At 65.3% G+C, this 20,967-nt stretch carries 20 protein-coding genes; 13 read left to right on the top strand and 7 right to left on the bottom strand.

Features of this window, described 5'->3' with window-relative positions; genetic code table 11:
• Window positions 1-67 precede the first annotated feature (67 nt).
• The 6 genes from A605_RS13810 to A605_RS13785 all read left to right on the top strand — a co-directional run bounded on the left by A605_RS13810 (window position 68) and on the right by A605_RS13785 (window position 5,312).
• Window positions 68-1,291 (top strand): acyl-CoA dehydrogenase family protein, encoded by a 1,224-nt coding sequence (locus tag A605_RS13810; RefSeq protein ID WP_015402126.1) that lies wholly within the window; start codon window positions 68-70, stop codon window positions 1,289-1,291.
• A 42-nt stretch (window positions 1,292-1,333) separates the two neighbouring features.
• On the top strand, window positions 1,334-1,696 hold the full coding sequence (locus tag A605_RS13805) for a hypothetical protein (protein WP_015402125.1): 363 nt from the start codon (window positions 1,334-1,336) through the stop codon (window positions 1,694-1,696).
• A 48-nt stretch (window positions 1,697-1,744) separates the two neighbouring features.
• Window positions 1,745-3,022: an aromatic ring-hydroxylating oxygenase subunit alpha gene (locus tag A605_RS13800; RefSeq protein ID WP_015402124.1), complete on the top strand. Its 1,278-nt coding sequence runs from the start codon at window positions 1,745-1,747 to the stop codon at window positions 3,020-3,022.
• Window positions 3,015-3,527: an aromatic-ring-hydroxylating dioxygenase subunit beta gene (locus A605_RS13795; protein WP_015402123.1), complete on the top strand. Its 513-nt coding sequence runs from the start codon at window positions 3,015-3,017 to the stop codon at window positions 3,525-3,527. Before A605_RS13800 ends, A605_RS13795 begins: the two co-directional genes overlap by 8 nt.
• 10 nt (window positions 3,528-3,537) lie before the next feature.
• A complete protein-coding gene (locus A605_RS13790; protein WP_015402122.1) occupies window positions 3,538-4,296 on the top strand; it encodes an SDR family NAD(P)-dependent oxidoreductase in 759 nt (252 codons plus the stop codon).
• 65 nt (window positions 4,297-4,361) lie between these two features.
• Entirely contained in the window at window positions 4,362-5,312 is a 951-nt protein-coding gene (locus tag A605_RS13785; RefSeq protein ID WP_015402121.1) for a PDR/VanB family oxidoreductase, read from the top strand.
• Window positions 5,313-5,923: 611 nt separating this feature from the next.
• Here A605_RS13785 and A605_RS13780 read toward each other — a convergent pair.
• The 3 genes from A605_RS13780 to A605_RS13770 are packed head-to-tail and all read right to left on the bottom strand — an operon-like array spanning window position 5,924 to window position 8,227.
• Window positions 5,924-6,559, bottom strand: a complete 636-nt coding sequence (locus A605_RS13780) for a response regulator transcription factor (protein ID WP_015402120.1) — start codon at window positions 6,557-6,559, stop codon at window positions 5,924-5,926.
• Between the two features lie 52 nt (window positions 6,560-6,611).
• Entirely contained in the window at window positions 6,612-6,890 is a 279-nt protein-coding gene (locus A605_RS13775) for a hypothetical protein (RefSeq protein WP_015402119.1), read from the bottom strand.
• The gene (locus A605_RS13770) at window positions 6,884-8,227 is read right to left on the bottom strand and encodes an amidase (RefSeq protein ID WP_015402118.1); all 1,344 of its coding nucleotides are present in this window, start codon (window positions 8,225-8,227) and stop codon (window positions 6,884-6,886) included. Before A605_RS13770 ends, A605_RS13775 begins: the two co-directional genes overlap by 7 nt.
• 205 nt (window positions 8,228-8,432) lie before the next feature.
• On the opposite strand from A605_RS13770, the gene A605_RS13765 reads away from it, so the two are divergent.
• The 5 genes from A605_RS13765 (at window position 8,433) to trhO (ending at window position 14,552) form a co-directional block, all read left to right on the top strand.
• Window positions 8,433-9,875: an MFS transporter gene (locus A605_RS13765; protein WP_027004367.1), complete on the top strand. Its 1,443-nt coding sequence runs from the start codon at window positions 8,433-8,435 to the stop codon at window positions 9,873-9,875.
• Between the two features lie 47 nt (window positions 9,876-9,922).
• The gene (locus A605_RS13760; RefSeq protein ID WP_042440188.1) at window positions 9,923-11,125 is read left to right on the top strand and encodes a flavin reductase family protein; all 1,203 of its coding nucleotides are present in this window, start codon (window positions 9,923-9,925) and stop codon (window positions 11,123-11,125) included.
• A gap of 14 nt (window positions 11,126-11,139) precedes the next feature.
• Complete coding sequence (locus tag A605_RS13755) at window positions 11,140-11,685, top strand: nuclear transport factor 2 family protein (protein ID WP_015402115.1); 546 nt, start codon at window positions 11,140-11,142, stop codon at window positions 11,683-11,685.
• 393 nt (window positions 11,686-12,078) lie between these two features.
• Window positions 12,079-13,572 carry a DUF1846 domain-containing protein gene (locus tag A605_RS13750; RefSeq protein ID WP_015402114.1) on the top strand — a complete coding sequence of 498 codons (1,494 nt, stop codon included), beginning with the start codon at window positions 12,079-12,081 and terminating at the stop codon, window positions 13,570-13,572.
• Window positions 13,573-13,637: 65 nt separating this feature from the next.
• Complete coding sequence (gene trhO / locus A605_RS13745; protein ID WP_015402113.1) at window positions 13,638-14,552, top strand: oxygen-dependent tRNA uridine(34) hydroxylase TrhO; 915 nt, start codon at window positions 13,638-13,640, stop codon at window positions 14,550-14,552.
• 105 nt (window positions 14,553-14,657) lie between these two features.
• Here the strand turns inward: trhO and A605_RS13740 are convergent, their stop codons facing one another.
• The 4 genes from A605_RS13740 to A605_RS13725 form a co-directional block, all read right to left on the bottom strand.
• A complete protein-coding gene (locus A605_RS13740; RefSeq protein WP_015402112.1) occupies window positions 14,658-15,179 on the bottom strand; it encodes a hypothetical protein in 522 nt (173 codons plus the stop codon).
• A gap of 22 nt (window positions 15,180-15,201) precedes the next feature.
• Window positions 15,202-16,164 (bottom strand): universal stress protein, encoded by a 963-nt coding sequence (locus tag A605_RS13735; protein WP_015402111.1) that lies wholly within the window; start codon window positions 16,162-16,164, stop codon window positions 15,202-15,204.
• Window positions 16,165-16,222: 58 nt separating this feature from the next.
• Window positions 16,223-16,684 carry a MarR family winged helix-turn-helix transcriptional regulator gene (locus tag A605_RS13730; protein ID WP_015402110.1) on the bottom strand — a complete coding sequence of 154 codons (462 nt, stop codon included), beginning with the start codon at window positions 16,682-16,684 and terminating at the stop codon, window positions 16,223-16,225.
• 67 nt (window positions 16,685-16,751) lie between these two features.
• Entirely contained in the window at window positions 16,752-17,843 is a 1,092-nt protein-coding gene (locus tag A605_RS13725; protein WP_015402109.1) for an inositol-3-phosphate synthase, read from the bottom strand.
• Between the two features lie 248 nt (window positions 17,844-18,091).
• Here A605_RS13725 and A605_RS13720 point away from each other — a divergent pair, with 248 nt between their 5' ends.
• Together A605_RS13720 and A605_RS13715 are read left to right on the top strand one after the other, a co-directional pair.
• Window positions 18,092-18,454, top strand: a complete 363-nt coding sequence (locus tag A605_RS13720) for a DUF5318 family protein (RefSeq protein ID WP_015402108.1) — start codon at window positions 18,092-18,094, stop codon at window positions 18,452-18,454.
• Window positions 18,455-18,544: 90 nt separating this feature from the next.
• Window positions 18,545-20,806 carry a transglycosylase domain-containing protein gene (locus tag A605_RS13715; protein WP_015402107.1) on the top strand — a complete coding sequence of 754 codons (2,262 nt, stop codon included), beginning with the start codon at window positions 18,545-18,547 and terminating at the stop codon, window positions 20,804-20,806.
• Window positions 20,807-20,967 lie beyond the last annotated feature (161 nt).

Here is a 20,967-nt window from a genome sequence, read left to right as displayed (position 1 = left end):
GGCGCCATAGCATCGCCATTACAGCAATCGAAGTCGCAGGAATTGGAGCAAGGCGATGGGACTAGCAATGAAGGATGAAAGCGCGGCCGCGATCATCGCGGACACCGCTGACGCCGCCACGGCGGCCGGAAAGCTCGCGGCTGAGGTAGCTGCGGAGCCCGCGGGGCCAGCCCGTGAGGCCGCATTTGACCACGCTCTGGAGGTCCTGCGGGACCGTCGTGACGAGTTCAACGAGAAGGGCCACGTCCCTCGCGACTACATCGCCCTGCTCAAGAAAGCCGGCCTGTTCGGCGTGGCCATCCCCGAGCAGTTCGGGGGGCAGCCGCAGTCTCCGGCGAAGTTCATGAAGCAGGTCGAGAAGATCTCCGCCGTCGACCCCGCCACGGGGTGGGTAGCGAGTTTCGGCTCTGCTCCGGTGTACTTTGCCTCCCTTCCAGTGGAGACCCAGCGCAAGATCTACGCGGAAAGCACGGACATCGTCTTTGCCGCCGGTATGTTCCCGATGTTCGAGGCCGAGCGGGTCGAGGGTGGGTACATCTGCTCCGGCGAGTGGCAGTTCGCCAGCGGTTGCAAGGGGGCGGATCTGCTCGGCATGGGGCTCCGCGGCGGAGAGGGCACCAACGGTAAGCCGCTGACGGCGCTGGTGGATCCGGCGAAGGTCGAGATCGTCGACAACTGGTCCGTCGCTGGCATGAAAGCCACGGGATCCCATAACGTCCGTGCCGACCGGGTATTCATCCCCGAGGAGATGACCTTCGTCCGAGGCGGAGAGCCCACGATCGACGAGCCCATCAGCCGGTACCCGGTCATCGCCTACGCGGCACAGGTGCTGGCGGTCGTGGCCCTGGGTGCAGCCCGTGGCGCACTGGACTACGTCACCGAGGTCGGTTCCGCCAAGGCCTCCATCACAGGCGGCCCGGCCAAAGGTAACCGTCCGGTCTACAAGTCCGGTCTGGCCAAGGCGGAGGCGGATCTGCGTTCCGCCCGGGCGTTCTTCTACGAGACCACCGAGGAAGTCTGGGCCAAGGCGGTCGCCGACGAGGAGATCACTGACCGGGACAAAGCCCTGCTGCGGATGGCCTCGACCCAGGCTGCTCACGTGGGCCGAGAGGTGGTGCTTGCGGCGTTCAATCTCGCCGGAACCGGTGCCATTTTTGAGCGGCACCCGATGCAGCGCTTTCTACAGGACGGTCTGGTTCCCGCCCAGCACGCGATGCTCCAAGAACACACTTTCGAGGCCTCCGGTGCATTGCTGCTCGGTCTCAACGCCGGTATCCCCAGCTTCCCCTGATATCCCGGGCCACCTTCATCCTTGAACCGTTAGGAGAACTCCATGGCGCAAGACCAACTGCGCACCCTGTTCTGTGTCGGCAACAACCAGAACTTCTTCGATCTGCCGAAGGCCGACATCGGCCCGGTATGGGTCGCCACCCAGACCTTTCTGACCAGCCTGCGGGACATGGACGGTGTGGAGGTCATCGGCACCTTCGACGATGACTCCCACATGGTCGGTCCCTCCGACGGCTGGCCCTGGACGTTCTATGTGCTGGCCGACGTGAAGGATCAGGCCACCGTCAAGGAGGCGTGCAACCTGATGCGCACCATCATGGTCGGCGAGTTCGCCCTGTGGAAGTACTTCAAGATCGAGGCGCGGATGGGCCGGGAGCTGGTCATCCGCGACGACGTCGAACTCTGATCCGGCCTACAGCTCACTTTGACTCACCACAACAACTGGAGGAAAACGATGACCACCACGCAGGAACCCATGGGCGGATTCGCCACCCTGGTCGAGGGCGACCGGGTCGCCGGCGCGCTCTACACCGATCCAGAGATCTTCCAGGAGGAAATGGAGAAGATCTTCTACAAGACCTGGGTGTGGGTTGCCCATGAGAGCGAGGTCCCCGAGGCCGGTTCGTTCAAGACCACGCATGTCGGTGACCAGCCGGTGATCGTGAACCGCGACCGCAAGGGCAACTTCAACACCCTGCTCAACCGCTGTCGCCACCGGGGCGCCACGGTCTGCGACCAGCGCAACGGCAAGGCGAACGGCTTCACCTGCCCGTACCACAACTGGTCCTACACCCTGGATGGCCGGTTGCGCGGCATCCCCTACCCCGATGGGTACGAAGGTGTGGTGGACAAGAAGAACTTCCCGCTGCAGAAGCTGCGCACCGAGTCCTACCTGGGCATGATCTTCGCGACCTTCAACGAGGACGCCCCGCCGCTGGAGGAGCACCTGGGTGACGCGAAGATCTGGATGGAGCGCTTCCTGAAGCAGTCCAACGGTTTTCCGACGAAGGTCATCGGCATCCACAAGTTCCGCTTCAAGGGCAACTGGAAGATCCAGCTGGAGAATACCACGGACGGTTACCACTTCCCGATGGTGCACAAGTCGTGGATGGCATCGGTGGACGAGGAGACCGCCGACATGATGTCGTTTATGGACGACCCGGCGGCCGAGACCCACGCCCTGGGCAATGGCCACAGCGTGGGCATCATGGCGGCGGCTCACGTGGACCTGGACATCGACGACGGCACTGAGGAGATCCAGCCGCGGTTCCAGCACCTCGTCGATGAGCTGGAGGCGGCGGGTGAGAGCCCGGAGCGCATCCGCCGCTACATGCGTTCGATGCATGGGTGTGGCTTCAACCTCAACATGTTCCCGAACATCGGCATGTCCTCCGCCTTCTTCCGGGTGCTGATCCCGATCTCGGTGAATGAGACAGAGATCTGGCACATGGCCATTGGCATGGACGGCGGCCCCGAGAGCGTCAACCGTGAGCGGCTGCGCATCCACGAGCACTTCCAGGGGCCCTTCGGCTTCGGGTCACCGGACGACGCAGAGGGCTGGGACCGGGTGCAGATTGGCGCCGGCGGCAACCCGAACATGCCGATTCTGGTCAACCGTGGTCTGAACCGCGAATACAAGAACGACGAAGGCTGGCCCACCTCGCATGTCACCGACGAGACCGGCATGCGTGAGGCCTACTACATGTGGAAGAAGATGATGAGCGATGACTAATTCCCTGCTGAACCTCCAGTCGACCAGCCTCTCCGATGAGCGGGTGCTCTGCGCCATCGAGTTGATCTGGAAGGAGGCCGCGATCCTGGATGCCAAGGATTACCCGGCCTGGGAAGAGTTGTTCACGGACGAGGCCTACTACGTGGTGCCGATCGATCCTGACACCGAAGATTTCGCAGCCTCGTTGAACATGATCTACGACGACAAGCGGATGCGTCACCTGCGCGTCGAGCGCATGATGCAGGGCTATGCACCCTCCGCTGTCGCTGCAGCCCGAACCGCGCGGGTGGTGTCCACATTCGTGGTCAAGTCGGTCTCGGACGACGAGGTGATCATCCGTTCCACGCAGGTGCTCACCGCGTTCAAGCGCAACAGCCACCAGACCCTCGGAGCGGAACTGACGCACACTATCGCATTGTCCGACGACGGTGGCCGCATCGCCCAGAAGGTCGCCCGCCTCATCAACAGTGAAGACGCCGTCAGTGCCGCCGGCTTCCTCATCTAGGAGAGGCATCATGACAGAAACAGCACATATCCCGGGTGTCGCGGTCGTCACCGGCGCCGCCGGAGGCATGGGACAGGAAATAGTCCGTAAGCTGCACGCCGATGGTAACCGCGTCGGCCTCGCCGACATCGCGGTGGATAAGGCGGAGGAGCTGGCCAAGGAGCTCTCCACCGACGGTTCCACAGCCCGGGCTCTCCGGCTCGACGTGTCGAAGCGGGAGGATTTTGTCCGGGCTCTGAAAGACATCACCGCAGAATGGGCGACTCCCACGATCCTCGTCAACAACGCCGCAGTGACCCGTGCCGCCGACCTGATGACCCTCTTGGAGGAGGATTTCAATCAGGTGCTCACCACCAATGTGGACAGCATCTTCTTCGGGTGCCAGGTCTTCGGCGCAGCCATGGCCGATCAGGGTTACGGCCGGATCATCAACATGGCCTCGCTGGCGGGGCAGAACGGCGGCACGGCGACGGGCGGTCACTACGCGGTCTCTAAGGGTGCGATCCTGACCACCACCAAGATCTTCGCCCGCGAGCTGGCGGGACGTGGCGTGACAGTCAACGCTATCTCACCTGGCCCACACGATCTGCCGATCGTCCACCAGACCGTCCCCGCCGACAAACTCGACAAGGTGATCGAGGGCATCCCGGTTCAGCGCCTGGGCGACCCCGCCTTCATCGCCAAGACGGTGTCGCTGCTCGCTGACGAGGATGCCGCCTTCGTCACAGGTGCCTGCTGGGACATCAACGGCGGCCTCTACGTCCGCTGATCCAACCACCATCGCCGGTCACCGGTCGGTATTGACCGAACAGTCAAGGAAAGGGGAGTGCAGAGATGTCTCTCATCGACGTTGTGGTTTCGGACATTGTCCAGGAGACCCCCACCATCAAGTCGTTCTATCTGACGCTGCCCGACGGTAAGCCGGTCGGGCACTACTCCCCCGGCGCGCACATCGACGTCGTGGGTCCTAATTCACTGACCAGACAGTACTCGTTGTGCGGTCGACCCGACGGTGAGGATGCGTATCTTTTCGCGGTCAAGCGCGAGGAGGGTGGCCGGGGTGGCTCGGAGGCACTGCACGAGCTGAAAATCGGGGACCAGCTGCAGGTCTCCGCCCCCCGTAACCTGCTGCAGATCGCTGAGGATGCCGAGCACCATATTCTCGTTGCCGGCGGCATCGGTATCACCCCGATGCTCAGCCTCGCCCGGTACATGGATGTGCGTGACATCAGCTTCGAACTGCACTACTACGCCCGCAGCGAGGAGGAGGCCGCCTTCCTGCCGCTCCTCACCGAGAAGTGCCCGGACAAGCTCCACGCGCATCTCGGAGTCGGCCGCGAAGAGCAGAAGCAGCGGCTGACGGAGACCGTCGAGGCCACTCCCGAGAACACTCATCTGTACGTCTGCGGTCCCGAGGGATTCATGGACAATGTGAGGACCATCGCCGGGAAGAAGCTGTCGGAGGAGTCCATCCACTTCGAGAACTTCAAGCCAACGGAGCCGGAGGAGGCCTACGAGAACACCGAGTTCGACGTCGAGCTCGACGGGGAGACCTACCACGTGCCCGCCGACCGCTCGATTGTCGAGGTGCTCAACGACGCTGGCTGCGGCATTGACACGTCCTGTGAGGAGGGCATTTGCGGCACCTGCATCATGGAGGTGCTGGAGGGTACTCCGGAGCACCGTGACAACGTGCTGACGAAGTCGGATCGCGAGGCCGGCGAGACCATGGCAGTGTGCGTCTCCCGGACGAAGGATCCGAAACTGGTGCTGGAGTACTTCTGACACGTGACACCGAATCCGGTCCCGTTCCAGTGTAGAACGGGGCCGTTCTGGGATGGTCGGAAAATTGGACGCCCACCCTCTTCGAGCAATCTGATGTCGCTGAGGCCCTGCATCCTGCACGGGTTTCCACCAGGTCTGCGAAAAGCGGAGGGGTGGAGCTGTTGTTTTCCACCTAGTCCCGTTGCTGCGCAGAGGAAAATAACCATCCCTGTCACTCAAGCGAAGAAGGGGCTTTCCTTGCGGTACAGATTGAGGTGGATATTGTACTCCCCTCAATCTAGGACCCCCGACCGCCTCCACCTCATCCCGGACCTCCTGTTGATCTGGGCGGATGGATGGGCTCCTCTTCTTCCTCGCGCCGCAGGATCTCTTCCCAGTTATAAAGGAGAGTCTGCATACCTGGGCGTCCGTCATCCTCTCGATGCTCATGATGGGCGGGGTCTTCAGCGGGGGCAGTGTCCCTGGCCTTCTCTGCGTTTTTCGACGCGGGTAAGCGGTGGATCCAGGTCTCGCTGATCGCCGGCCGACGTTTACAGCCTCCATTGGGCTTCCTGGGAATACGCGCTAATCACTCCACACAAGCCCGTGCGGCCCCGATGCTTCCCCCTGGATCAGGACACGCTGACGTTGTACCGCAGAATATCGCGTACCAACGTGCCGATACTGTCCGCGCCTGTCTTCATCTTGATGCGGGTGCGATGCACGTCTACGGTCTTGACACTCATCCCCAGCTGGCGGGCGATGGTCTGACTGGGTAGCCCCTCGATGACTAGGACCAGCACCTCCCGTTCCCGGGGAGTCAGCAGGGCGATCTTCTCGGACAGCTCGCGAGCCTGAGAATAGGTCAGGAAGCGCTGCGCCGCGTTGTCCACCCCAAGCTGCACGGCGTCGATCAGCCGCTGGGGCTCGTAAGGCTTTTCCAGGAAATCCTGCGCGCCGGCCTTCATCGTGGACACAGACATATTGATGTCACCGTGCGCGGAGACGAAGATGATGGCCACGTGCGGGGCAATCTCGTTGAGACGTTCCTGAAGACGTGTACCGCTCATTCGCGGCATGCGCACATCGAGGACCAGACAAGCCGGACTGCCCGGATCGAACTGGTTGAGGAACTCATCGGCGCTGTTGCAGATGGTGCAGGAGATGGCCGCACTGTCGAGTAGCCATTCGACAGATTCGCAGAGTTCCGGGTCATCGTCGATGACGTAGACCTTGGTGGGCGGAACGGAGTCGATGTCCTGGGGCACGGCGTTCCTGCTCTTGGGCCCAGAGGAGATGAGTGAGCTGGTCATGGTTGTTTCAGTCCCAGGCTGCGTCAGCGGTCCAGTAGTTCATCCCGAAAGCACTTACCTGGTGCTTCCAGGCGGTGGTGCGGCGAAGGTCCGGCTCCTCTCGGCGAACAGACGTGTCCGCGGCCTCCGGACCGTCCGCCTCCACGGTCCAGTGGACCCAGTTCACTTCCCGGCCGTGTTCGTCATGCACGAACAGGTCAACATGATGCCAGCCATAGTTGAAGGTGTCCTCGTAACAGGTGAGGAACATGTGGTGGTGATTGGTCGGTCGGGGCTTGATTACCATGTCAGGTCCTTCAGCGTCGGTTGGGAGGTGTGTTCAGAGAACGAGGGCAGACGCCGCAGTTGCTTCTCGAGGTCTTGCCCGAGCGCGAGCAGGCGTTGCTCCGAGCCGGGCAGCCCGATCAGCTGCAACCCCAGCGGCATTCCGGTGGTGGACCGGGCACCAGGGACAACAACCACGGGCAGACCGAGCAGTTGCCAGGCGCGGCTGAGATCCGGCGACCCGGTACCTTTGTCTCGGTTGAGGGCCGGACCTTGGGCGGCGGGGCCGATGATCACTCCGCCGGGGCCGAGCAGCCGTTCAAGGGCGCGCCGGGAGATGTCTCGACGGGTCAGCGCCTCCCGGTAATCCTGCTCCTTGATCCCGGCACCGCCGCGCAACAGTTCCTGTAGCTGGGGGCTGAGCTCTGTCTCGTGCTCGGTCATGACAGCTGCCATCGTCTGTGCGGCTTCGTACCCCATCACCATGCGGTGGTCGTCGGCGAGGGTCGTCACGTGGTCGTTCCAGTCAAGGTCTTCGTGGTCGACTCCGAGATCAGTGGCGAGCCGCGGGATCTCCCGCAGCAGGTCTTGCATTTGCGGGGCCAGCGGCAGCAGATCGGAGCCGTGCCAGATGTGCAGTGTGGACTTTGGGGACGGGTCCGCGATGCCCTCGAGGTCTTGACCAGTGAACGTGGAGTAGACGTAGGCCAGATCGGTCACCGAGCGGGTCAGCAGACCGAGGGCATCCAGTGTTTCGCTCAGCCCGGACACACCGGCCATCGGGGTCGACCCGACAGCCAGCACCATGCCTGCAGCGCCGCAAAAGGACGCGGGGCGGGTCAGTGAACCCGCTGTCTGCGTGCCGAGGGCGACGGCGATGGTATTGGCGCCGATGGCGGCTGCTGAACCACTGGAGGATCCCCCCGGTGTGCGCCCGTGGTCCCAGGGATTGACGGTCGGTCCCGGAGAAAAGTAGCCGAACTCGGTGGTCACCGTCTTTCCCTGGATTACTGCACCGAGCTCGCGGAAGCGGGCGACGCACGCGGCGTCGGTGGTGGCTGGGGCATCGGATGTCACCGGCGAACCTGAGCGGGTCGGCAGGCCCGCGACGTCGATAATGTCCTTTACCCCGATCGACACCCCTTCCAGCGGGCGGAATTCGGTGGGCGTAAGAGCACCACCGGAGAGATCTGGGAGTGGATTGTTCACCTCGGCGAGGGCGATCCAGGCGTTGAGCTGGTTCTCGTAGCGGCTGATGTCGGTTCGGACCGCGGTGGCGAGTTCAGCGGCGGTGATGTCGCCGTTGTGGACGGCCGTCACCTGTTCGCTGATGCCCCGGTTCCGGTAGGTCGAAGTCATCGATTCTCCTGCACGGCTGGTGAAGTCTGCCGGTGTGGGGTTATTCACGTCAACAAATTGTGAAACTCACCCTACGTGAGGTCTTTTTCCTATAGGAGAGATCCGGAGTAAAGGTTTCCCCACTATCTGTGTAAGGCGGATCACAGTTACTTTTCTGTCACATCCATAGAGAGACACCGGAACTCGTCCGGGGATCGGAGAGATGATGACAGTCACAAAGCAGTCGGTGGAGGGGTTAGCACCGGCAGAATCGGAAAGCATCAGCCGGGACAGGCATCGTCCCACGGCCCGCGCCTGGATCATCGTCGGACTGCTGGTGGTTTTTCAGGTCATCGCGTTCGCGGACAAGGCGGTCCTGGGTTTGGTCGCTCCACAGGCGATGCCGGAGCTCGGGCTGACCCCGACACAATTCGGTTTCATCGGGAGTGCTTTCTTCTTCCTCTACGCCATTGTCTCGGTCATTACCGGCATCCTGGCGTCCAAATTTTCCGTCCGTTGGATCATCCTCGCTCTCGGTGTCACGTGGGCGGTCATGCAGTTCCCGATGTTGCTCGGAGGTGGCGCGGCGGTGCTGCTGGCCACCCGCATCATCCTCGGCGGTGCTGAGGGACCTGCCACCGCGATGTCGTTGACCTCCGCACACACCTGGTTCCACCCCTCGCGCCGGGCGCTGCCCTCGAATCTGATCGCCATCGGTTCCACATTGGGTCCCGTATTCGCCGCTCCCTTCATCGCCTGGGTGATCGGCATGTGGGGCTGGCGCTGGGCGTTCGGTGCACTCGGCATCATCGGCCTGGTCTGGATCACTGTCTGGCTGATCTTCGGCGGCGATGGTCCCTACAGTGCCGGCGGCGCGAAGACCGCCCCGGCGCGTGATGACGCCCCGGTGGCCTCCCCTGCGGCTACCGACCCCGAAACCGATACCGACACGGTGGACCTGCAGAAGCCGGTTAACATCTGGTACGCGCTGTTCAGCCTCGCGTTCCTGGCGGCGCTGCTCGGCGGCGCCTCCAACTTCTGGGTCCAGGGGTTCCTGACCACCTGGCTCCCGCAGTACCTGGACACCGTCATCGGGCTCTCACTCTCTGAGGTCGGCGTCTACACCACCTTCCCGTGGGTGCTGGGTGCGCTGGTTCTGCTAGTGCTGGGATGGCTCGGCCAGCGACTGCTCAAGAGCGGACGCTCCGCGCACGTGGCCATCGCGGTCCCCTTCGGCTTGTCGACGGCCGTTGCCGGTCTCGCCTTCCTGCTGGTGCCCGTCGCTCCGGACGCTCTGTCCGTGCTCCTGCTGACAATCGCAGGTGGATGCAGCCTGGTATTCCCGATGGCCGCTTCCGCCATCGGTTACGCGGTCGGGCCGAAGCAGCGCCCCATCATGATGGCCACCCTGGGTGGATTCGCCGCTTTCGGCGCCATCATCTCCCCGATCCTGGTGGGCTGGCTGATGACCGCCGCAGGATACCAGGCCCCGGCCAGCGGTACCGAGCCGACGGTGGCGATGGCCGTGGCGATGGCTGACGGCGTTCACTCCGCTTTCCTGATCACCGGCGTTTTCCTGGTTGTCGCCGGCCTGGTGGCCGCCCTCCTGCTCCGTCCAGAGCGGCTGGGTCGGCGCCTGCAGGAACACCACGCCAGGACCGATGCCTGAGACCGGGATCCGGCTCCCGTATCCCTCAAACAGAAAGGACTTTCACCATGACCGCCACCGTTCCCGAAACATTTGATCCCAGGGTCTTTCGTGAAGTGATGGGCCACTACCCCACCGGCGTCGCCGTCGTCACGGGGCGCAGCGCGGAAGGTGAGGTTTTGGCGCTCGTCGTGGGCACCTTCGCCTCGGTCTCCCTGGATCCGCCGCTGGTGTCCTTCATGCCGATGAAGACCTCGCGGACCTTCCAGAAGCTGCGCAACTGCGATTCGCTGTGCATCAACATCCTCGGTGGCGAACAGCAGGCCGAGATGCTGGCCATAGCGCAGCGTTGGGAGAACAAGCTCGACGGCATCGACTGGTACCCCTCGCCTTCCGGAGACCCGATCCTGAAGAACTCGATTGCCTGGGTCGACACCACCATCGCGGATGTCGTCGAGGCCGGGGACCACTGGATCGTGCTCTGCTCGGTCGCTGATCTCCAGGTGACCAACTCGGTGGCACCGCTGCTGTTCTTCCAGGGTGGGTACGGTAGCTTCGCCGGCGCTGAGCAGGTGTCCCGGATGAGCCACGAGATTCTCCCCGCGATCCACGCCGCCCACAGCACCAGCGAGAAGCTGGAGGATCTGGCGCATTCGATCGGCTGTGAGGTCTCGGTGTTCGCCGCCATCAGCGATGACGAATTCGCCACCGTCTTCTCGGAGCTGTCAGCCGATGCCACCCGTGAAGGTGGTCTGGCAAGCCGGTTCCCCCTGGTTCCCCCGATCGGTGACAGCTACATGTTCGATAAGCCCGCCGAGCTTCAGGAACGGTGGATGAACAAGCTGAAGAACGTCTCCGACGAGGTGCGCGAACGGCACCTGAAGCGTCTGGCGTTCATCCGGGAGCACGGCTACCTGCTGGCGCTCCTGCCTGAAGCCGGATCGAATGCCTACGACCAGATGATCCGCGCCACCCGGGAGTACAAGAAAGCGAACCTGACCCCGCTGGAGGAGCGCAGCATCCGGGAAGCGATCGGTGCCACCCGGCTGGACTACGACCCCCGCGAAGTCGAGGACGACGAAATCTACAATGTCGGCTCCATGGTGCTGCCGGTCCGTGATCCCTCCGGCATGTACACGATGACGCTACGACTCGCACAGCTGCCGCACGGGGTGACCGGTGCGGACGTCCGCGGCTGGGTGGAGCGGGCCAAGGCGGTCGTGCGGGATATCGAGACAGCCGGGAGCACCGAAAGCACGGAGGGGAACTGAGGATGACCGAAGATATGATCACCAGGCTGGAACGTCGGATCGATGTCCTGGAGGCGGAAGCCGAAATCCGCCGTATCCAGGCGAAGTACATGTTCCTCTGCGATACCCCGTTCCCCGGGTTCCCCCCGGTCAGCGACGAGGAACGCATCGAGCAGATCCTGGAGCTCTATTCCGAGGACGCCGTGTGGGAAGGCGTCGGCGAATACTACACCGGGCAGTTCGGCAAGGCGGAGGGCAAGGACGCCATCCGCGCCCACTTCAACCGATTCTGGCCAGCGGATCAGGATCCGAAGCTCATCCTCAATGCCCACTACCTCACCTCGGAGCAGATCTACGTGGACGGGGATGAGGCACAGGGTTACTGGATCCACATGCAGCCCTGGCTGTACTCGGACGGTACGGCGCTGTTGCGCTCCAGCAGGCTCAACAACAAATTCCGGCGGATCGCCGGTGAGTGGAAGGTCACCCGCACCCGCACGGAGAACGTCTTCATCGCCCCGCTGCCGGACAATTTCGCTGAGAGCTACCCGAGCACATCGGTGCTTCTCAAGGAGTCCTGACCGCAGCCTCGCGTCTCGAAGCCCCAACCACGTGGTGGGGGTCTTCGTTGGGCCTAGTCGCCAGGGATTTTCCGAAGATGAAAGGATCTCCGCCAGACAGTGGCCCGGGAGGAGTACCCAGCATCCACGCGGGTAGCGGGTAACGAGTGATGGCACGTCAATCCGTCACTCTTTAAGAGTTATCCAACGATGATCCCTCAATTTACCATTGGATAACTCTTATCCAATGCCGTTTCCGGGAACCGCGCACGGATAACCGCTACCCACACGAGCGTCGACAAGCGCTCACACCGCACTCCACCCGCCGCTCACCTGCGCACTCAGCGCGCCCACTCCCAGAGGGTAGAGTCGTTCCAGTCATACCCGGGAGACGTCGGAGAGGCTGACAAGCGCATGCCACACACGCAAGGATTCGATCCAGACCGCTATATCGAGTTGCAGTCGGAGCACATCAACGCCCGGCGCCGGGAGATCGGCGGCAGGCTCTACCTGGAGATGGGCGGCAAGCTCTTCGACGATCTCCACGCCTCCCGCGTCCTGCCCGGGTTCACCCCGGACAACAAGATCAGGATGCTCGAGCGCATCAGGGACGATCTCGAGATCGTCGTGTGCCTCAACGCCAAGGACCTGGAACGCCAGAAGGTCCGCGCCGACCTGGGTATCCCCTACGAGGAGGACGCCCTGCGGCTGATCGACGTGTTCCGGGAGCGCGGCTTCCTGGTCGAGCACGTCGTCATGACGCAGCTGACCGACGACAACCCGATGGCCCAGGCCTTCGCGGAGCGGCTGACCCGCCTGGGGCTGAAGGTCTCCCGCCACCGCGTGATCCCCGGCTACCCCACCGACACCCGCCGCATCGTCTCCGAGGAGGGCTTCGGCGCCAACGATTACGTGGACGTCTCCCGCGACCTCGTGGTGGTCACCGCCCCGGGCCCCGGCTCCGGCAAGCTGGCCACCTGCCTGTCGCAGGTCTACCACGAGTACCAGCGCGGCCAGGCCGCCGGCTACGCCAAGTTCGAGACCTTCCCCATCTGGAATCTCTCGCTCGAGCACCCGGTCAACCTCGCCTACGAGGCCGCCACCGCCGACCTCGACGACATCAACGTCATCGACCCCTTCCACCTGTCCGCCTACGACAGGCAGGTCACCAGCTACAACCGCGACGTCGAGGTCTTCCCGCTGCTGAAGACCATGCTGGAGCGGCTCGCCGGCTCCTCGCCGTACCAGTCGCCCACCGACATGGGCGTGAACATGGCCGGTCACTGCATCTCCGACGACGAGGCGTGCCGGGAGGCCGCCCGCCAGGAGATCATCCGCCGCTACTACAAGGCCCTGGTGGACGAGCGGCGCGAGGAGCTCGACGACATCGTCTCCTCCCGTGTCGCCATGGTCATGAGCAAGGCCGGCTGCGCCATCGAGGACCGGCGCGTCGTCGCCCCCGCCCTGGCCGTGGCCGAGCGCACCGAACTGCCGGGCTCCGCCATCGAACTCGCCGACGGCACCATCATCACGGGCAAGACCTCTCCCCTGCTCGGCTGCTCCGCCGCCATGCTGCTCAACGCACTCAAGCACCTGGCGGACATCGACCCCGAGCTGCACCTGCTCTCCCCGGAGTCGATCGAGCCCATCCAGACGCTCAAGACCACCCACCTCGGCTCCCGCAACCCGCGCCTGCACACCGACGAGGTGCTCATCGCCCTGTCGGTCTCCGCGGCCGGTAACAACGAGGCGCGCCGGGCCCTGGCCGAGCTGAAGAACCTGCAGGGCTGTGACGTGCACACCACCACCATCCTCGGTTCCGTGGACGAGGACATCTTCCGCAACCTGGGCGTGCTGGTCACCTCCGAGCCGGAGTACTGGCGCAAGTCGCTGTACCGGAAGCGGTAGAGCACCCGGGGGTTGACGGACGGCCAGGTTCGGAGGCCGCTCAGTCACCCACTACACTTCCCCGGGTGTCGATCAGCAAGATCCTTCTGTACTACCGCTTCACCCCGATCCCGGACCCGACGGCCGTGATGCTCTGGCAGCGCGACCTGTGCGAGTCCCTGGGACTCAAGGGGCGCATCATCGTCTCCCCCCACGGCATCAACGGCACCGTCGGCGGTGACATCGACGCCTGCAAGCGCTACATCCGCAAGACCCGCGACTACCCCGGCTTCCATGACATGGAGTTCAAGTGGTCCGAAGGCGGCGCCGACGACTTCCCCAAACTGTCGGTGAAGGCCCGCGACGAGATCGTCGCGTTCGGCGCGGCGGACGAGCTGGAGGTCGACGCGGACGGCGTCGTCGGCGGCGGCGTCCACCTCGCCCCGGAGGAGGTCAACGAGCTTGTCGACGCCCGCGGCGACGACGTCGTCTTCTTCGACGGACGCAACGCCCGCGAGGCCGAGATCGGCCGCTTCCGCAACGCCGTGGTCCCCGACGTGGACACCACCCACGACTTCATCGCGGAGATCGAGTCCGGCAAGTACGACGAGCTGAAGGACAGGCCGGTGGTCACCTACTGCACCGGCGGCATCCGGTGCGAGGTGCTGTCATCGCTGATGATCAACCGCGGGTTCAAGGAGGTCTACCAGCTCGACGGGGGCATCGTCCGCTACGGCGAGAAATACGGCAACTCCGGCCTGTGGGAGGGCTCGCTGTACGTCTTCGACAAGCGCATGCACATGGAGTTCGGCGAGGACCATCAAAGGCTCGGCCGATGCATCCACTGCGGCGGGGCGACCGAGAACTTCATCAACTGCGTCAACGAGGACACCTGCCGTAAGCAGGTGCTGGTCTGCGAGGCCTGCGCGGCGGAGACGGCGACCAGCCACTGCGGGCGGCCGGGCTGCGTGGAGGTGGCGGCACAGCTGGTGGCCCGGTAGCCAGCGGTCGGGAGCGTAGCCGCTCGCCGGTGCCCGGCCCCGCACGGCGAAGGCCCGTCACCGCAGTTCGTGGTGACGGGCCTCAAGTCTGCTCGGGGCGGCGGATCAGAAGAAGTCGCCGCCGGTCATGGCGATCGGGATCGTGGAGGTCATCCACAGCATCGTGAAGGGGACGAGGGCCCAGAACACGCCCATCCAGATCCGCCACCGGGTGTAGGTGCGCAGCTTGCGGACGATGATCACGGCGCAGCCGAGGAGGCCGGTCACCGGCACGAGGCTGGTGATGATCGGCCACCAGATCTGGGCGGAACGGGTGCACAGCCACGTGGAGTCACCGTCCTCACACAGTGGTCCGCCGAGGAGACGGAAGACGACGCCCAGCACGACGGCCAGCACGAACGTCAGGACGGGAACCCCGACCAGCCAGGCGACGGCCTGCCGGCCGGACCGGCGGTTGCGCTCCTCCTGGGCGACGGGATCGACGGAGTCGGCGAGGTCATCGAACGTCCTCGGCTCCGGCCGGGGAGGGATGCCGTACTCCTCGTCCCTCGACAGATCGTTCTCGGGATGACCGGATCTGCGGTCCCATCCGGGCGTGTCATCCCCGCTGAACTTGTCCTCACTCATGGACCCCACTCTAGCCCGTGGCTCAGGTGCGGGGTGCGGGGTGGATGACCACGGGGACGCGCACGTGGCGGAGGAAATCGGTGGCGGTGGAACCGATGAACACGCTCTCGATCGGCCCGAGCGGAGTGGAGCCCAGGCACAGGAGGTCGCCCTTCTTCCACTTCAGGGCGTCGATCGCCCCGGCCCACCCGACGCCGGTGCCGATCTCGGTCTCGACGGTGAGTTCCGGGTAGCGGTCACTGACGGCGTCGCCGGCGCGGTCGAGCATCGCCAGCGAGTGTTCGCGCCACTCGTCGGTGAGCTCACTGCTCAGATCCCGCCGGTCATGCAGGAGCGGGTCCGCGATACCGGACGGGGAGAACGCGAGGATGCGCAGCGGGACGGACCAGCGGGCGGCCAGGTGCGCGGCGAAGTGGAGGCTGGAGTCGTGCTCGGTGCCCCGGCTGTCCAGGAAGGCGAAGTTGACGCGCGTGATGCCGCGCTTGGAGAGCTTGACCGCCCGCGGGGCCAGGCCCAGTGGCTTCGGCGAGGAGTGGAGCAGCGCGTCCGCGGTGGAGCCGGCGAGGAAGCGGCCCTTGGGGGCGGTGGCCCCGGAGCCGAGGATGACCAGGTGGGCGTCGTACTCGTCGGCGGCCTCGGTCAGCAGCACCGACTCGGAGGTCCCGTCGGCGAAGACGGAGACCCGCTCATCCCAGGAGTCCTTCTCGATGCCCGCGTTGGTGAACGCCCGACGCACCTTCTGCTCGCAGGCGGCGGCCTCCTTCTCGTACCACTTGCGGTACTTGCCGCCGAGCTTGCTCAGCGACGTCGAGGGCCACGGGCGCAGGAGAGTCGTCACCGCACGCACACGCACATCGGTGGTGCGGGCCAGCCACGCCGCGAACTCGATCGCCTCGGTGCCCCGGGAGTCGGGGCGCCAGGCTACGAGCACCCGGATCGGGGTGGCGTCCGGGTCAGGGGAGGAAGAGACGTCGTTATGTGACATTCAGTAAACGGGGGTTGAGGAACATGAGGGCCGAGTGAACGCCTCCCATTATTCCCGTTTACTCGGTGTCGGAGGAAATCAGGTCGGCACCGTACTTGTCGGCGAGCTCGTTGATCACGCCGGCGAGCTCGTCGACGCGGGAGAGCTGCTCCTCATCGAGGGTGGCGATCATGTCGGCGAGATACTTCGTGCGCTCCTCGCCGACGCGCTGCAGCTCGCTCTCCCCCAGCGGGGTGAGGGTGACGCGGACACCGCGACGATCCGACTCGTCCCGGATCCGCTCGACCAGCTCCCGCTGCTCCAGCTGGTGCAGCGCGTTCGAGGCGGTGGGCATCCGGATGCCCTCCTCCCGGGCGATCTGGCTGATGCGTGAGGGGCCACGCTCCTTGAGACGGGACAGGATGGACAGCTGCGGCCCGGTCAGGTCGGACTGCTCCGCGATGCGGAAGTACATCACGTAGAGCTTGGTGAGTGCCGGACGGATACGTGCGGCGATGTCCTCGGGCCTCGGAGTTGTCATGGCCTCATCATAGGCATGTTTCCCCGAGAAACGTATAATCCCGAATCCCGTGCCCCGGGTGCCCCAATCAGTCCTCGGAGCCGATGATGAAGGCCTCGAGCTGCGCGCGGGCCTCATCGTCGCCGAGCTGGACCGGCGGGGACTTCATCAGGTAGGCCGAGGCCGGCAGGACCGGCCCGGCGACGCCGCGGTCCAGGGCGATCTTGGCGGCCCGGACGGCGTCGATGATGATGCCGGCGGAGTTCGGGGAGTCCCAGACCTCGAGCTTGTACTCCAGGTTCAGCGGCACCTCGCCGAAGGCCCTGCCCTCCAGGCGGACGTAGGCCCACTTACGGTCGTCCAGCCACTCGACATAGTCGGAGGGGCCGATGTGGACGTTACGGTCGGAGACCTTGCCGGCCAGCGGACTCTCGTGGAGGTTGGAGGTCACGGCCTGGGTCTTGGAGATCTTCTTGGACTCGAGGCGGTCGCGGTCGAGCATGTTCTTGAAGTCCATGTTGCCGCCCACGTTGAGCTGCATGGTCCGCTCCAGGCGCACGCCGCGGTCCTCGAAGAGCTTGGCCATCACGCGGTGGGTGATGGTGGCACCGACCTGGGACTTGATGTCGTCGCCGACGATCGGGAGGCCGGCGTCCACGAACTTCTGCGCCCACTCCGGGTCGGAGGCGATGAACACGGGCAGGGCGTTGACGAAGGCGACCCCCGCGTCGAGGGCGGCCCGGGCGTAGAACTTGTCGGCCTGCTCTGAGCCGACCGGCAGGTAGGAGACCAGGACGTCGACCTCGGCGTCGCGGAGCGCCTGCGCGACGTCGACGGGCTCGGCCGTCGACTCGGTGACGGTCTCCCGGTAGTGCCGGCCCAGGCCGTCGAGGGTCGGTCCGCGCTGGACGGTCACGCCGGTGGTCGGGACGTCGGCGATCTTGATGGTGCAGTTCTCGGAGGCGTCGAGCGCCTCGGCGAGATCCCTGCCGACCTTCTCGGCGTCGACGTCGAAGGCGGCGACGAACTCGACGTCGCTGACGTGGTACTCACCGAAGGCCACGTGCATCAGGCCCGGCACCTTCTCCTCGACGGGGGTGTCCCGGTAGAACTCCACGCCCTGCACCAGCGACGCGGCGCAGTTGCCCACGCCGGCGATCGCCACTCTGACCTTGCCCATGTATCGCTTCACTCCTCGGAGTCGATGTTGTTTCCGCGTCACCGCCGCCGCTTGAGCGGACGGTGACTGTGACGACGGCGCCGTGCGGCCGGTTGTCCGGCGCAGGCCCGACGCACCAGCCTCCCACCGTAAGCCGGGGGCGTCGGCAGGAGACCGGGATTGCCCACCGGATCGATCAAGAAAGCCCGCGTTGATCGATTCAGAAGCAATCCGGGCAGCCGTTTTGCGGGCGGGGATAGAATGTCCACGTGGTCGTCTATCGCAATGAAATCTCGCACCAGTGGGAGCGCCGGATGCTGCTCGCCCGCTGGCACCGCGGCTCGGTGAAGCGGGACGAGATCTGCGACGCCGACTTCCTGCTCGTGACCGCCGCCCGTTTCCACGGGGTGCCGGCGGGCGCCCCCTGCCCGATCTGTGACTCGGAGGAACTGCGGGTGGTGCAGTGGATCCACGGTGAGCAGCTCGGCCGGATGTCCGGCACGGCGCGCAGCACCGAGGAGATCGAGCAGATCGCCGGGACCGGCCGGGAAGTGACCGTCCACACCGTGGAGGTGTGCCCGGTGTGCAGGTGGAACCACCTGCTCAAGGCGGTCACCGCCACCGCGGGGTGAACCGCGTCAATTGCGGTTCCTTCCGGGGCGGTCAGGAAGTAGTGTGCACTGTGGTAACAGTGCCGTCAGTGATAACAGTGGGGACTAGAGGTGTCTGAAAAAAAGAACGCCACCGGCACCGGAGGTGCCAAAGGTGGCAACGGCGCCAACGGCGCAAAATCCGGGCGGTCACGCTCCGGCTCAACAAAGCAGAAAACGGGGCGCCCCATTCTCAAGCGCTCCATCATCGGTGCCGTCGTGCTGGCGGTGCTGATTCCCCTGGGCGCCTTTCTCTTCGCCTACATCACCGTCGACGTGCCGGAGCCGGAGGAACTGACCGCCGCACAGGTCTCCTCCATCTACGCCTCCGACGCCGAGACCGAGCTGGCGCGGGTCGTGCCACCCGAGGGCAACCGACGGCAGGTGCCGCTCGAGGAGGTGCCGGCGCACGTGCAGAACGCGGTGCTGGCCGCCGAGGACCGGGAGTTCTGGACCAACCAGGGCTTCTCCGTCACCGGTTACGGCCGGGCCATCCTCGGCCAGCTCACCGGCGACGACTCCGCCGGCGGCGGCTCCACCATCACCCAGCAGTACGTCAAGAACGCCCTGGTGGGCAACGAACACTCCTACATCCGCAAGGCGCGTGAGCTCGTCTACGCGGTGAAGATGGCCAATCAGTGGCCCAAGGAGGACGTCCTGTCCGCCTACCTCAACACCGTCTACTTCGGCCGCAACGCCTACGGCATCGAGGCCGCCGCCCACGCCTACTTCGGCAAGTCGGCCTCTGAGCTGACCGTCGAGGAGGGCGCGGTGCTGGCCGCCTCCATCCAGCGACCCAGCGAGCTGGACCCCTGGACCAACCCGGAGGGCGCGGAGGCCCGCTGGAACTACGTCCTCGACGGCATGGTCGAGATGGGCGAGCTCACCCCCGAGCAGCGGGCCGCGATGGTTTACCCGGAGACCCGCGATCCGGCCGACTACAGCGCCTACACCGAGGCCACCGGCACCAACGGCATGATCAAGAACCACGTCATGGCGGAGCTGGAGGAGATCGGCATCAGCGAGGAGGCCGTGACCACCCGGGGTCTGCGCATCACCACGACCATCGACACACGGGCGCAGGAGGCGACCGTCGACGCCGTGCAGGAGAACATGGCCTCCCTCGACCCGAACTACCGGGCCGCCGCCGTCTCCGTCGAGCCCGGCACCGGTGCCGTCCGCGCCTACTACGGCGGCGAGGACGCCACCGGCTGGGACTACGGCAACGCCCCCCTGCAGACCGGCTCCACCTTCAAGATCTTCGGACTGGCGGCCGCCCTCCAGCAGGGCATCCCGCTGTCGACGATGTACAGCTCCGCGCCGGTGACCCTGCCGGGCGGCATCACGATCAACAACGTCGCCGGCTACCAGTGCGGCTACTGCTCCATCCAGGAGGCCCTGAAGTACTCGCACAACACCAGCTTCATCCGTCTGCAGAACGACCTGGAGAACGGCACCCAGGACACCGCCGACATGGCGCACGCCCTGGGTATGGCCCGCTCCCTGCCGGGCGTCCCGGAGACCCTGACCGAGAACGGTGAGCAACCCTACGAGGGCATCATTCTCGGCCAGTACCAGTCCCGTCCGCTGGACATGGCCGTCGCCCTGGCGACCCTGGCCAACGGCGGTGTCTGGCACGAGACCCACTTCGTCGAACGCGTCGAGACGGGCAGCGGCGAGGTGCTCTACGAGCACGAGCAGGGCGAGGGCGAGCGCCGCGTGTCCGACACCGTCGCCGACAACGTCATGTACGCCATGCAGCCGATCGCGGCCTACTCCAACGGCAACGCCCTGGCGGGCGGGCGCCCCTCCGCCGCCAAGACCGGCACCACCCAGCTCGGCGACACCGGCAACAACCGGGACGCCTGGATGATCGGCGCGACCCCGCAGCTGTCGACGGCCGTGTGGGTCGGCGACGCCGACAGCGGCCCCATCTTCAACGAGTGGGGCGGCAACCTCTACGGCTCCAACACGCCCACCGACATCTGGAAGGACACGCTCGACGGTGCCCTGGAGGGCAGGGAGGTCGAGTACTTCGACGACCCGGCCCCGGTCACCTGGGGCACCGGTAACGCGGGCAGCGCCTACATCCCGCCGGCGACGACCTACGCCCCCGCTCCCCCGGCCGCTCCCGCCACGCAGCCGGAGGCGCCCGTCGAGGACGGCACCGGCGGCGAGAGCCCCGCACCGACCGGGGAACCGGAGGCGCCCGCCCCGGAGCCGGCTCCGGAGCCGGCCCCGAATCCCGCCCCGTTCGAGCTCCCGATCCCCTCCCCGGATGAGGGCATCGAGCTACCGGAGCTGGTCCTCCCCGAGGGCCTGCTCCCCGAGTAGCACCCCACCGGCCCGCACTGACCGGTTCCACACTGTTCGGCCCCGCCCCCGTGACACGGGAGCGGGGCCGCAGCCGTCCCAGCCGGCCCCCACCGCTGTGCCGCCGCCCCGCCGTGGTGCGCTGGATCGAGGGCATGGCCTACGGTCTACAGGGAAAGCGC

It is taken from the genome of Corynebacterium halotolerans YIM 70093 = DSM 44683, assembly GCF_000341345.1.
Classification (GTDB): Bacteria; Actinomycetota; Actinomycetes; order Mycobacteriales; family Mycobacteriaceae; genus Corynebacterium; species Corynebacterium halotolerans.
The sequence above is the reverse complement of the archived record's forward strand: the minus strand, read 5'-3'. Positions and strand labels throughout refer to the sequence as shown.